Origin of the sequence: Nitrospira sp. T9, from assembly GCF_052156535.1 — a bacterium.
In the GTDB taxonomy this organism is placed as follows: domain Bacteria; phylum Nitrospirota; class Nitrospiria; order Nitrospirales; family UBA8639; genus Nitrospira_E.
Window position 1 is genome coordinate 107626 of the sequence record NZ_JBQKUP010000038.1, and the last position, 13845, is coordinate 121470.

Consider the following 13845-nt stretch of genomic DNA (forward strand, 5'->3'; position numbering starts at 1 on the left):
GTCAGGTTATTCATAGGAACTTAGCAAAGGCTAGGGAGGAGCCTGAAGAGATTTTTGGGAGACGACCTTGGAAAGTGCATAGGTCAGCATGATGGTGAGAAATGCTCCGATGACTGCCACCGTCATATCTTTTTGTGCATCCCATTCATCACCCTGTGTGCCAAGATACGCCTCTCCCAATTCCGGACGAACAAGGAGAGCCACCCACGATTCGATAATTTCGAAGAATCCACTGAAGGCCAATATTCCGCTAATGGGGAGATAATAAGCCCAGAACCCACGCACATTGACCCGGCGAAGGAATAACTCCCTTAACGGGTAGGCCAGGAGCAGCCCGAATGAAAAATGCGCGATCCGGTCAAAATGATTGCGCTCAAATCCCCACCAATCCTGCATCCAAAACCCAAGAGGAACCTTTGAATAGGTATAATGGGCTCCGATTGCATGAAGGGTCATAAACACGGTGAGGAAAATATAGGAAAGATCCGATAAGGGAAACCATCGATACGTTGCGACAAGAACAATGACCAATCCTATCGCTAAAATATTTTCGAGAAACCAATCATGGCGGTCGATCGGTTCTATGGCGAGAGCTATCCAAAACACCACGTACCAAGCCAGAAGCACGTGTACAAGATGATGCTCGCGAAAATTTTTCCGGTTTGGGGCATTAACGGCAGTGGTCAGACGCATGTGGAAGATCTACCGTCCTTTCCTGTGATCCGGATGAACAAGGTCCATTCAATTTCCAGAAGCACAGCATAATTGCCAACCAGAGCAGCGCGCCATATAACGTGGCTGCCATATCCTTTTGGGCATCCCAAATATCTCCCTGTGCACCCAAATAGGCCAGACCTAATTCCGAATGAACAATGCGCGTTACCCACGATTCAAGAATTTCCCACAACCCGCCCAATCCCACAAGTGTCACCACGACCATTCCAGCACGGATCCATGCAGACATCCCGGGAACCCTTTCGAAAAGTTCCAATAAGGGATAGCCAAAGAACAAACCAAAACAAAAATGGACGATTCGATCGAAATGGTTACGGGGTAAATCGAATAGCTCTTCCAACCAGAGTCCGAAAGGCACCTGCGCATACGTATAATGGGATCCAATCGTATGCAGGGTGAGAAACAACGCCATAAGCACATAGGAAGCGATGGAAAAGGGCAATGGTCGGTAGGAAATGGTCAAGACACCGACGAAAAGAAGAGGTAGGATATTGGAAAATGCCCAACTTTGAGGATCAAGAGGGGACCACCCCATTACCAAAAAGAATCCGATATACCACAGCAATAAGCCGACCATCACCAAATTTTTCAAATCTGTACTCCCTGAAATCAATTTTCATAGCTTGATCAAACAGCAATTCCATTCTCTCCCACAGAGTTCTGAATGAGAAGGCACAGGAGGATACTCTCCCCTGTGTTAGAGACCTACACGCATCATAAAGACCTGCCTCGTCCACGTCTGGTCGTATGTATTTGCTGATCAGTCCTTTCCTGCGCCGGTGTGAGACCCACTAATCAATTTCTCACGCTTTGCCCCATAAGGCTCCCTTCCCACTATCCTGTGGGCGAAGCGGTCGGGGGCTGAGAAGAGGAACCTTCCGCCTGAGCCGGACTGCCTTTCATGAATCGATTGCATCCACTATTGCCGGAGACCAACAATCGATACGCTTGCAGGTTTTCATCGATACAGAGTCCCATTGTGGCATCTTCAATTTTTGCAGATGGTTCAATTTGCCACCATTGACATCTTTTACATAAGCCCCATTGGGTTGCCATCTTTATCTCCTTTCAAGATACGTCGTGCGGGTGGAATTGATCTGCAACCGGTCATGACGACAGACTGAATTACGCCTATCTCAACTACAACATAGGTGGATATTGGTAGGATATGGATGAATCCGGCAGGCATCGTGCCTAAATGTCCACTTGAGAAATTAGGAGTACACCGGAAAGAATTCCTGATGAATATGAAGAATAGGGTTGTGCGGAAGAGATACACGTGAAACTTGACAAGGTATCAATAAAAGAAAATACTTCAGGCAAGAGTCCGACGAAAACGGCACAGGAAAAGAGAGAATCGGCTACCATGAAGCAGGCGCATTCCACTCAGTCCGCCAGCCGGGAAAAATTTCCTGAATCAAGCCATGCGAAAGAGGATTGGCTACTGAGACGTCTGCCCGGATGGTTCAGCGGACCGTTGATTTACGGTACCTTCTGCTTTTTATTCTACCGGGAGCGCCGTCGACCGCTCCGCCATCGGGTTGAGGCCAGAGGTGAACGGACCAACAGAAATCTTTTGATGGCCGGGATGACGGCACTGGCGCTTCGTGTTACTGAACGTCCTCTCGTTTCGCGATTATCCCGTTATGTCACCCAAAGAAAGGTGGGGGTGCTCAAGTGGCTTTCGCTTCCGGTCTGGCTGGAAATTCCGCTTGCCGTGGTGCTGATGGATTACACGCTGTATTGGTGGCATGTGTTGACTCATCGACTCTCATGGTTGTGGCGCTTTCATGTCGTGCATCATATTGATAAAGATCTGGATGCATCCACGGCCATTCGATTTCATTTTGGAGAAATGGTTCTTTCGGTGGGATGGCGAGCAGGCCAGGTCCTCCTCCTCGGCATCTCTCCCCTCCCCCTTTCACTATGGCAGACTTGCCTGTTGATCTCGGTTCTGTTCCATCATTCCAATGTTGCCCTCCCCCTGTCGATTGAACGCCGGTTGGTCAAACTGATCGTGACGCCACGAATGCACGGCATTCATCATTCCACCCGGCGTGACGAAACGAATTCCAACTGGTCCAGCGGCCTCACCATCTGGGATGTTCTGCATGGCACACTCACACTTGACGTCCCCCAACAGAGCATCACCATTGGTGTGCCGGCCTTTCAGAACCCGCGTGATCTGGCCCTTGCCCATCTTCTTCTCATGCCCTTTGCCCCTCAACCTCCCTCATGGCCTCCCCCGGAGACCCACCCCAACAACGAATGATAAATCATGTTGGGACCTTCGTCATAGGCGATGTAATCTCCTTCGCGATAAGATTCTTTTTTACCAAACCAACATTTGCCCTCAGAACCTCCACCATGAACCGTGGTTGCCGATTGCCGAGGATTTTCACACCGCCAATGTCGCCTCCCAACGTGATAATCCGACTTCACTCCTGACTTTATATCGCCGGCTTTTTGCACTTCGTCGCGAACGTTCCACCTTTACCACGGGTCGGTTCGAGATTATCGCGGTCCAGGGGCCTCTCTTGCGTATCAGAGAGTGGGAAACGAGGAAAATTATATGATCCTGTTGAACTTTAGCAGCACACCGCAGACATTAAAATGGGATCAGACGTGGGCCCCCCAGGTATGCCTTTCCACTTTTTTAGACAAAAACCAGGAGAAGTTCCATGCGCCTTTTGAGGTTCGTGGGGACGAAGGCCTCATTCTGAAACAGCAATCATAACAACCTATAGAAGTGGATAACTTTTACTATCCAGGGATATTAACAGGTCAAAAGTTTTTGTGAATCCCATATAGTTACACCAATCCGGTTCAGGCTCATGACGTTGATTCACATGCAATTCAGAAACTGAGGCAAAGAAAATGACCAACTCTACCATTTCTCGCATGAGTGCAAATGAAAAATAATATCGGGGCCATTGAACAAGTCCTGTCAGTTGGCATGGGAACCGGTTTGATCGGTTTCGGACTCACGCAGAGAGGCAAGGGGCGGATTCTTCCCATCCTGGTCGGTGGAAGCCTCCTTATGCATGGCTTTTCGAACCATAGTCGTCTCTATGAAGCCCTGGGAATAGACGAATCCTATGGAACTCCCATTCGACATCCATTGAATAGAATCGTGCATTTTCGAAAATCCATTTGCATCAATCGACCGGCGGCGGACATCTATGCCTTTTGGCGTGACTTGAATAATCTTCCCCGATTCATGCACAACATCGTGGCCGTGGAGATACTCGATGACACACGTTCGGTTTGGCATGCACGTGGGCCTTTCAATAAAGAAGTCTATTGGGAAGCCGAGATTCTGGAAGAACGCCAAAACGAGATGCTGACATGGCGAACCATAGAATCGGAATCCAACCTTGAACACGAGGGAGTTTTGTCCCTGCGACGCGCGGCAGGAAATCGCGGAACGATTCTTTCTTTGGATTGTCGATGGTCTCCGCCCGGAGGAGTATTTGGCGCAGCAATGGCAAAACTCCTTCCCGAAGACCCTGCACGGCAGGTCAGCGAAGATCTTCGACGTTTTCGCCAATTGATGGAAACAGGAGAAATTACACGAAACCAGGAAGCCTGCCCGGGCACGGATCGTTCCGGGCTGATAAACAATCTCCGCGATGTCAGTGATGAACTCGGGATCACAGATCCCGTCGCAACGGCGCACCGTCCCTCCTAATCTCATGAACATGGAAACTTCTCATGCCGGAGGGGTCACTGAATTTACCATCAGGCCTATCTCATGTTCATAATTATATGCCTAATGTGCCGACTTTTTTGTCAGCGATAGGAAAATGCCTGCGAAGGGCTGGAAAGATTTTTTATGCGCGCCGTCTGTTGGAATGGGAAACATGATGTCCGGGTCGAAAACATTTCCGATCCGGAAATAATCAATCCCCGTGATGCCATTGTGCGAGTGACCTTAACGGCCATCTGCGGGTCGGACCTTCACCTGTATGATGGATATATTCCAAGCATGAAATCCGGCGACATCCTCGGTCATGAGTTCATGGGGGAGGTTGTTGAAGTCGGTGCCGCTATCAAGAATCTGAAAAAAGGGGATCGGGTTGTCGTCCCGTTTAATATCGCCTGCGGAAACTGTTTTTTCTGCACAAGGAAGTTGTGGTCCTGCTGCGACAATTCGAATCCCAACGCGTGGATGGCGGAAGCGGCCTATGGCCATTCACCCGCCGGGCTGTTCGGATATTCCCACATGCTGGGCGGCTATGCGGGCGGCCAGGCCGAATACGTACGGGTTCCCTTTGCCGATATGGGACCGTTTAAAATTCCTGCTGGATTGAAGGATGAAGAAGTGTTGTTTCTCTCAGATATTTTTCCGACAGGATATCAAGCCGCCGAGAATTGCGATATTCGGGAGGGTGATAGCGTGGCCGTATGGGGCTGTGGACCTGTGGGACAATTTGCGATACGAAGCGCCCTGATGCTTGGCGCAGACAAGGTATTTGCCATCGATCATTTTCCCCAACGTCTCGACCTTGCGCGGCGGGGCCACCCCGGACAGGTTCATGAGGATGATCGAATAGAAACTATTAATTTTGATGAGGATGACGTCTATGACTACCTCATGAATGCGACCGGTGGCCAAGGCCCTGATGCCTGCATTGACGCCGTGGGACTCGAATCTCACGGCACAACGGTAGACGCCCTCTTCGACCGGGTTAAGGTGGCAAGTTTTCTCGCGACCGATCGGATTCATGTCCTTCGCCAGGCGGCACGAGCCGTTCGCAAAAACGGCACGATCTCCATACCCGGGGTGTATGGCGGTTTTGCCGATAAGTTTCCGATTGGCGCCATCTTCGGTAAAGGCATTACCATACGTTGCGGTCAGACTCACGTGCATAATTATATGCAGCCGCTGTTTGAACGTATTGAAAAACAAGAGATCCACCCATCGTTCATTATCTCCCACCGCTATAATCTTGATGAAGCTCCTGATGCCTATAAAAATTTCCGGTTTCACCAAAATGAGTGCAGGAAAGTTGTTCTTTGCCCTTGAATTTTGTCGGAATACAATCGGAATAACAAACGAATGTTCGGCAATTTCAACTCTGAATGCCTCCTTAAACAACAGATGAAGAAGATGATAAGGGATAGTGGAAATGTCCCACCGCCCTATCTCTTGCCCATCCACGTGGGCTCAAGATATGCTGGCGGTCTGGCTCTATGCCAGCCCCCTCAGGTGGTGAATGATGAGAGGCACTAGGCTGAACGCGATGAGCGATGAGCCAAGGCCCTGTGAGGGTGGCGACGGTAATGGAGGCCGACCCCCCTATTAATACCCCCCTACAATTTTTCGTTGAAGTACATCAGGAAGTGGTATAGGAGAGAATCCGTGTAAGAGTTCACTTCTATCTGTGAATCTCTTCAAAAGAAACATCTGTCATGCCGTGGGCAATCACCGACCTTTCCATGATTGTATTCTCCATATTCCCACGTAAACGTTTAAAGGAGACTTCGTGAAATGAACGGCTTTTATGCAAAAATCATCTTTACACAATGCGGAAAAGGAAAGGGGGATTTATGAACATGTGTACGTCTCGGACTTCCGGGTGGATAGCGGGGTTGCTAACTGCGGCGGTCCTGACCATGGGGACGACCTCTCTGGCTGCGGCAGCTGGTTTTACAGCCTATAATGATCTGGCTTGGGGGACCGGGCAGCTGGACACGAATGTCACGAAGATCACGTCCCCGAATGGGGGCTCTGGCCTGCCCTCCACCGGCCCATTGAAAGATTTTGCTACCGGCCTTGATACGGGTGTGACCATGACCGTGACCGGCGGCCAATTTATTGCCGGGGCCAATGATTTGCAAGGGGCAGACCCGACTGTCGGTGATGCCTTTACAATCTTTGACGGCAAAGTCAACGGGAAGGGCGTGGTTGCCTATATCGATGATGTGAATAATTCCCTGGTGTTGACCTTTAGCGGGCTAAACCCGGACAAAACCTATGATCTGACATTTTATGCTCATCGAAACAACAACGGGTGGGAACGAGCTTCCCTGGTGACCCTTTCAGGGCAGGACGCATTTACAAATTCGAGTTCCGTGGCGACTGATAATCCTGATACTGGAACGTATCCAGGGGGTGTGCTGTTCACGGGACCGACAAGTCCTTCCACTAGATTGCCGGCGGACAATGATAAGGGCTATGTGGCCCGGTTTAGTGGCATTGATCCCGGTAGCGATGGGACGGTGCTGCTGACCATCAGTTTTGATGGAAGTGTGGCTGAGCAATATAAGGGAAAGTACGGCAGCGCGGTTCGGCTGATTGAGTCATCGGGTTCGGCTGGGCAGGATTTGAATGGAGATGGCAAAGCTGACCTTGTCTTTAGGAATACCAATGGTAATGCTGCAGTCTGGTTGCTGAATGGGGCAGGAGCTCCTTCGTCCACCGTCTCTCTCGGCGGGGTGAGTGCCGACTGGGAGGTCGCGGGAGTAGGCGATACAGATGCCGATGGCAACGCGGACATTATCTGGCGCAATACCACAACGGGCGCGGTGGCGGTGTGGTTGATGAACGGAGGAACCCGGATTTCGGCAGGCTTCCCCGGCACGGTATCGACCGCATGGTCTATCCAGGGAGTTGGGGATCTGAATGGGGATGGCAAGGCCGACCTGGTCTTTAGACACACGAATGGAAGTGCGGCGGTCTGGTTGCTGAATGGGACCGCAGCGCCCTCCTCTACCGGCTCCTTAGGTGTGGTGGGCTCCGTCTATCAGATCTCGGGAGTGGGTGATACCAATGCCGACGGCAACGCGGATATCATCTGGCGCAACACCTCGAACGGCGCGGTGGCGGTGTGGTTAATGAATGGAGTGATCCGGACCTCTGTGGGCTTTCCCGGCACGGCGTCGACCGCGTGGACCATCCAGGGAGTCGGAGACCTGAACGGAGATGGTAAGGCCGACCTGGTCTTTAGACACACGAATGGAAGTGCGGCGGCCTGGTTGCTGAATGGGACTGCGGCGCCCTCCTCTACCGGCTCCTTAGGTGTGTTGAGCTCGGTCTGGCAAATTAGACAAGTAGGCGATACGGATGCCGATGGCAAGGCAGATATTATCTGGCGCAACACCACGAGCGGCGCGGTGGCGGTGTGGTTGATGAACGGGGTGACCAGGACTTCTGTAGGTTTCCCTGGCACGGCCCCGACAACTTGGGAAATTCAACCTTAGCTGGATGCACCTGCCGAATAGAGGGTCTGTGCTTCAGGTAACTCTCGTTTTTTCAGAAACGAGAGTCACCTGGCTCAAGGCTTAATAAACTTTTCCAGGGGCCTTGCAGGAGAAGAATCTCATCTGAAACTGGGGCAATGAACTTTAACTGGGAGATTGTCGCGCGGGATTGCCGACAGGCATTTCGACCTGAAATTGATATCTTCACGAGATCCCAGGACCCCCCTAAACCATTTCGCTTTACACGTGGAATGACGGACCGCCAGCCCGAAGTGCCCGACCGGGCCAAGGTTAAACGGTATCGTCAAATGCTTTCAGGAAATCTGTAAACGTTGGTCAATTTTTTTCGTTTGTCCTCGTCTCCTTTTTACACTTTCGTCTTTATCTACCCTATTCAGAGCGGCTCTCTTGAACTTCTGGATCCACTGCAGACGCCACCAAGGGATGAGGTTTCGACACGGCTGTCCCACCGCTGCCATAAGGACGGGTAATGATTTCCAGTAAATGGCCGTTCGGATCGTCGAAATACATCCCGCGTCCATCATCCCAGCCGTTGATGTGATCCGGCTCCTCCCGATAGGGATCAGCCCAATACGGTAGCCGTCGTTCCTGGATTCGCTCAAAGATCTGATCGAATTCGACCTCGCTTACCAGAAAAGCATAATGCTGAGGGGAAATATCGCTATCGGCATCGAGATAATCCAGGGAGGTCTCTCCTACCCGGACAACCGCAAAGGGCCCCAGGAGTAATGGTGCCGGTAAACCAAGGATTTCCGTCAGAAACACTGCCGAAACCTTTTTGTCCTTAGCAGATACGATGGTGTGATTCAATGTCATGGGCAGGGCCTTGATCCTTTTTCATAATGACGCGGCCACCTTCTACATCAACCGCCAACTCAGCCTGTCTTTCTAATGAGATAGATAAATGTTGACCAGAGCGTGGTGCTCAAATTTTTCCGACGAGATCCAAGCCCGGTGTTAATGTCTTATCTCCCGGTTTCCAATTAGCCGGACAGACTTCTCCTTTTCCTTCCCTGACGTGAACTGCCGCTTGAAGTTTTCTCAGTAGTTCCCGGCCATTTCTTCCGATGCTGTTGTCGTGGATTTCTCCCACTTTCAGGACCCCGTCCGGATCGACCAGAAAACTCCCACGCAACGAAACTCCCTCATCCTCCAGATAGGTTCCGAACTCCCGGCTTAGCCGTCCCGTGGGATCGGCTACCATGGGGAACTGAATATTTTTTATGGCAGGCGAGGTATCATGCCAGGCCTTATGCACAAAAACCGAATCAGTGCTGACGCTAAGAACTTCAGCCCCGAGCTTTTGAAATTCAGGATACAACTCCCCCAGTTCTTGCAATTCTGTTGGACAGATAAACGTAAAGTCACCCGGATAAAATACCAATACCAGCCATTGCCCCTGGAATTGGGACAACTTGAGAGAACGGATCTGTTCCTTGTGAAAGGCCTGGTATGTGCCATCCGTAATCGTCTGTCCAATTTGCATCATCATGCTTTTCGACCTCCTTCATGGAAACGGGTTGAAATGTTTAGCACAAGTGGTTCAGAGCAAGCTTGGTCGTCTGTATCTGAACTCCGAAACTCTCTCAAGTCACTTAAACAAATCTTATCCCGGAATGCAAAAAGTGGTGACTGCCATGAACCCTTGCATGGAACTCTCCGGTTACCCCATCAATCTTTTTAAAATCTCATCCAAGGGTTTTTTACAGTGTGGCCTCTTCAATTGTTTCTATATGATGAGTAATTTCGCGTCATCTGTGTACTCACCTATTCATCACGGGCTCATCAATGCTAAGGAATGATTCGCATGGCCAAAAAACAATCCACTAAATCTCCTCCTGCTTCCACCGGTAAAACCGCGAAATATGCTGACCAAACTGTCGAGATCGGCACCGGAGGGGAAGTGCACCAGACAAGCGGAAAAACCAATCCGGTATTAACCACTCAGCAAGGCATTCCTGTCGCGGATGACCAAAACTCGCTTAAATTCGGACCGAAGGGTCCAAGCGCATTGGAAGACTTTCACTTTCGGGAAAAGATTTTTCACTTTGACCATGAACGGATTCCGGAACGGGTTGTGCATGCCCGCGGGTTCGGGGCTCATGGGTATTTTGAAAACTACGAATCTCTGGCAGATGTCACCAAAGCCGATCTCTTTCAACGACCACGTGATAAAACTCCCGCGTTCGTCCGGTTTTCAACCGTAGCCGGCAATAAGGGTTCCTTCGATTTGGCAAGAGACGTCAGGGGTTTTGCCGTGAAGCTGTATACCAAAGAGGGAAACTGGGATCTTGTGGGGAATAATATGCCCGTGTTTTTCATCCAAGACGCCATCAAATTCCCCGACCTGATTCACGCCGCCAAACCGGAACCGGATCGTGGCTTTCCACAAGCGCAAACCGCGCATGATAACTTTTGGGATTTCATATCGCTCACTCCCGAAAGTATGCACATGGTGATGTGGATCATGTCCGACAGAGCCATTCCCCGCTCCTTTCGATTCATGGAAGGGTTTGGTGTGCATACATTCCGGCTGATCAATAGCCAGGGAAAATCGACGTTCGTGAAATTTCACTGGAAACCCAAATTGGGGATGCAATCCGTGGTGTGGAACGAAGCCGTTAAAATTAACGGAGCTGACCCAGACTTCCATCGCCGGGATTTATGGAGTGCCATTCAGCAAGGTGATTTTCCGGAATGGGAACTGGGCCTCCAGCTATTTGATGATGAATTTGCTCAGGAATTCGATTTTGATGTGCTCGATGCCACCAAAATCATTCCAGAAGAAATTCTACCAATTCGACGCGTAGGCCGGCTCGTTCTTGATCGCTGTGTGAACAATTTCTTTGCTGAGACCGAACAGGTCGCCTTTTGTACGCAAAATATTGTACCGGGCATTGATTTTTCAAATGACCCGCTATTACAAGGGCGGAACTTTTCCTACCTCGATACTCAGCTCAAACGGCTTGGCAGTCCGAATTTCACTCACATACCCATCAACGCCCCCAAGTGTCCGTTCAGCCATTTTCAACAGGACGGGCATATGGCCATGCATAATCCGCAAGGCCGAGCCAACTATGAACCCAATTCCTGGCCCGGCGAAGCTGCCGGTCCCCGTGAATCACCGGAAAAAGGATTCACGTCATATCCTGCAGAGGAACAAGGCCCAAAAGTCCGCCTTCGCTCCGAGACCTTTGCCGATCATTACAGCCAGGCTCGACAATTCTATATCAGTCAGACCGAGGTCGAACAAACACACATCGCCAACGCCTTAGTCTTTGAATTAAGCAAAGTGGAACGTCTTGAGATACGAACTCGTATGGTTTCTCATTTACTGAATATCCACCAGGACCTGGCCAAAGCGGTTGCCAAAGGATTGCGCATCCAGCAGATGCCCGCGCCCGCAGATGCGGCTAAACCGACTCAGGAGGATCTCCAACGATCCCCGGCGCTCAGCATTCTTCTTAATAGTCCCAAAACCTTTAAAGGGCGAAAGCTTGGAGTGCTCATCACCGACGGAGTCGATATGAAATTATTTAAATCTCTCAAAACAGCCGTCAAATCGGAAGGGGCGATTATGGAGATTGTGGCCCCCGGCGTGGGCGGAGTAGAAGCCAGCGACGGAACATGGATTGAAGCCGCACAGAAAATCGATGGCGGCCCCTCTGTATTGTATGACGCAGTAGCCCTCCTCCTTTCCGAGGAAGGAGGCCGGGCTTTAGCCAAAGAGCCAGCGGCGAGGGATTTTGTGGCAGATGCCTTTGCCCATATGAAATATATCGGATATGTCGAAGCCGCAACTCCCCTCTTTACAAAGGCAGGGCTGACGGAAATGGACGGGGGCATGATCGCTCTTGACGGAAATAAAGGCGCCTCCAAATTCCTGGAAATGTGCCGTCATCTCCGATTCTGGGACCGCCCCGCGGCTTCATAACGGGGCGGTTCGATCACAGAATCAGATAATAATAACAGGTCAGTGAGGAGACCGGGGAATCGGGAGGGCATGCCGAACAGGTATTGATCAGGTTCGTGCAAAAATTCATTTGCCTTTTCAACTGCACCGCAGTGGACCTAAACGTCGTTTCTTTTTTTATCAAAGAAAATTACATGAGATATTTAGCCCTGGCGACTGATTTTGATGGCACTCTTGCCCTTCATGGACGCGTTCACGAATCGACCCTTCGAGGTCTGGAGAAAGTCTTAACCACCAATCGAAAGCTCCTTCTTGTCACAGGCCGGGAACTGGATGATCTACTGAAAGTATTTCCTCATCCTCATGTATTTGAGTGGATTGTCGCGGAGAATGGGCTTGTATTGTATAAACCTTCTTCCAAGGAAACGATCACACTGGCAGATATGCCGTCTGAAGATTTCATCATGCGGCTTCGTTCCCGCGGCATTCCCATTTCAGTCGGACGAAATATCGTCTCCACCGTTCGCCCGCATGAAACGATCGTATTGGAAGTAGTCCGTGATCTCGGATTGGATATCCAACTGATTTTTAACAAAGAAGCCGTCATGATGCTTCCCGCCGGATTCAGTAAAGCGACCGGCCTGGAGAAAGCGCTACGCAGAATGGGTTTATCACCACACAATGTCGCCGGAATTGGCGATGCCGAGAATGATCTGCCTTTTCTGGGAATGGTGGAGTGCTCCGCGGCCGTCGGCAATGCCCTCCCGGCCATCAAGGAACGCGCCGATATCGTGATGGAAGGAGATCAAGGAGACGGGGTCGTGGAGTTTATCCGGCATCTTCTGGCTGACGACTTACAATCCATTGATCCGTCCCTTCACCGGCATTATGTAGTGCTGGGATCCACAGAGACGGAGCAGGAAGTCCGAATCAGTCCCTATGGTCCGAACCTCCTCCTGGCCGGCTCATCGGGAAGCGGAAAATCCACGCTCTCAACCGGCATCATTGAGCGTCTCACGGATAAACAGTATCAATGTTGTATTATCGATCCAGAAGGCGATTATGAATCGTTAGAACAGTCTGTGGTCCTGGGTGATGTGAATCACGCACCCAACTCAAAGGAGGTCATCACTATTCTGGAAAACCCGGATACGAACCTGGTCATCAATCTGGTGGGTCTGGCGATACAAGAACGTCCTTCTTTTTTTAACACCATCTTTAAAGATCTTCAGGATTTCAGAGCACGAACGGGCCGCCCTCACTGGATTGTACTGGATGAGACTCATCATCTGATGCCGGCAGAATGGGATATCTCTTGCCCCTTGCTCACCCCATCACTACATTCCCTGCTGATGATCACCGTACACCCCGATCAAATGGCTGCCGACGCCCTTACCGCTATTGATTGTGTCGTGGTGATCGGCAAATCTCCAGGCGAACGATTGGAGGCTTTCACCAATTCGGTTGGGGAATCTCTGCCTTCCTTCGAGGATCATCACGTACAACCGGGGGAGGCGATATTCTGGAAACGGTACGGAGGGGCTCTGCCGGTTCGATTTCGGATACATCCCAATAGGAGCGAACGAAGGCGTCATCGTCGGAAATATGCGGAAGGAGAATTAGGACCTGATCGCAGTTTTTACTTTCAAGGTCCGGAAGGAAAGCTGAACCTTCGGGCCCAAAATCTTATGCTTTTTCTTCAACTGGCAGAAGGGCTGGATCCTGAAACGTGGATGTATCATTTGAAGCGGCATGATTATTCTTCCTGGGCTCAGGAATGCATTAAAGATAAACCGCTGGCCGCCGACATTCGGGAAATAGAATCCTCTGAATCGCCAGAACATGGGCAAAGTCTGGCTCGCATCAAAGCCGCCATTGAATCCCGGTATGTCCTCTCTCCTCACCCTACTTCTTCTCCTTCCCCATCCGCTCCTCCTGCCCCTTAATCTACTTAACTTCCAATTTCCGTA

At 50.6% G+C, this 13845-nt stretch carries 11 protein-coding genes; 6 read left to right on the plus strand and 5 right to left on the minus strand.

Annotated elements, in window-relative coordinates; genetic code table 11:
* Nucleotides 1–30 precede the first annotated feature (30 nt).
* From ACTRXD_RS14350 to ACTRXD_RS14360, 3 genes are all read right to left on the minus strand, one after another.
* Complete coding sequence (locus ACTRXD_RS14350; RefSeq protein WP_442432481.1) at nucleotides 31–693, minus strand: DUF2238 domain-containing protein; 663 nt, start codon at nucleotides 691–693, stop codon at nucleotides 31–33.
* A complete protein-coding gene (locus tag ACTRXD_RS14355; RefSeq protein WP_442432482.1) occupies nucleotides 671–1327 on the minus strand; it encodes a DUF2238 domain-containing protein in 657 nt (218 codons plus the stop codon). Before ACTRXD_RS14355 ends, ACTRXD_RS14350 begins: the two co-directional genes overlap by 23 nt.
* 242 nt (nucleotides 1328–1569) lie before the next feature.
* Nucleotides 1570–1791, minus strand: a complete 222-nt coding sequence (locus tag ACTRXD_RS14360; RefSeq protein ID WP_442432483.1) for a hypothetical protein — start codon at nucleotides 1789–1791, stop codon at nucleotides 1570–1572.
* A 310-nt stretch (nucleotides 1792–2101) separates the two neighbouring features.
* Between ACTRXD_RS14360 and ACTRXD_RS14365 the strand changes: the two genes are divergently transcribed.
* The 4 genes from ACTRXD_RS14365 (at nucleotide 2102) to ACTRXD_RS14380 (ending at nucleotide 7941) form a co-directional block, all read left to right on the plus strand.
* A complete protein-coding gene (locus tag ACTRXD_RS14365) occupies nucleotides 2102–3007 on the plus strand; it encodes a sterol desaturase family protein (protein WP_442432484.1) in 906 nt (301 codons plus the stop codon).
* A gap of 639 nt (nucleotides 3008–3646) precedes the next feature.
* Entirely contained in the window at nucleotides 3647–4426 is a 780-nt protein-coding gene (locus ACTRXD_RS14370; protein ID WP_442432485.1) for an SRPBCC family protein, read from the plus strand.
* Between the two features lie 144 nt (nucleotides 4427–4570).
* Nucleotides 4571–5764 carry a zinc-dependent alcohol dehydrogenase gene (locus ACTRXD_RS14375; RefSeq protein ID WP_442432486.1) on the plus strand — a complete coding sequence of 398 codons (1194 nt, stop codon included), beginning with the start codon at nucleotides 4571–4573 and terminating at the stop codon, nucleotides 5762–5764.
* 530 nt (nucleotides 5765–6294) lie between these two features.
* A complete protein-coding gene (locus ACTRXD_RS14380; RefSeq protein WP_442432487.1) occupies nucleotides 6295–7941 on the plus strand; it encodes an FG-GAP repeat domain-containing protein in 1647 nt (548 codons plus the stop codon).
* A gap of 390 nt (nucleotides 7942–8331) precedes the next feature.
* Here the strand turns inward: ACTRXD_RS14380 and ACTRXD_RS14385 are convergent, their stop codons facing one another.
* Together ACTRXD_RS14385 and ACTRXD_RS14390 are read right to left on the minus strand one after the other, a co-directional pair.
* A complete protein-coding gene (locus tag ACTRXD_RS14385; protein WP_442432767.1) occupies nucleotides 8332–8784 on the minus strand; it encodes a VOC family protein in 453 nt (150 codons plus the stop codon).
* 103 nt (nucleotides 8785–8887) lie between these two features.
* A complete protein-coding gene (locus tag ACTRXD_RS14390) occupies nucleotides 8888–9451 on the minus strand; it encodes a peroxiredoxin (RefSeq protein WP_442432768.1) in 564 nt (187 codons plus the stop codon).
* A gap of 318 nt (nucleotides 9452–9769) precedes the next feature.
* Here ACTRXD_RS14390 and ACTRXD_RS14395 point away from each other — a divergent pair, with 318 nt between their 5' ends.
* Nucleotides 9770–11896: a catalase gene (locus ACTRXD_RS14395; RefSeq protein WP_442432488.1), complete on the plus strand. Its 2127-nt coding sequence runs from the start codon at nucleotides 9770–9772 to the stop codon at nucleotides 11894–11896.
* Nucleotides 11897–12069: 173 nt separating this feature from the next.
* A complete protein-coding gene (locus ACTRXD_RS14400; RefSeq protein WP_442432489.1) occupies nucleotides 12070–13821 on the plus strand; it encodes an HAD hydrolase family protein in 1752 nt (583 codons plus the stop codon).
* The last annotated feature ends 24 nt before the right edge of the window (nucleotides 13822–13845 follow it).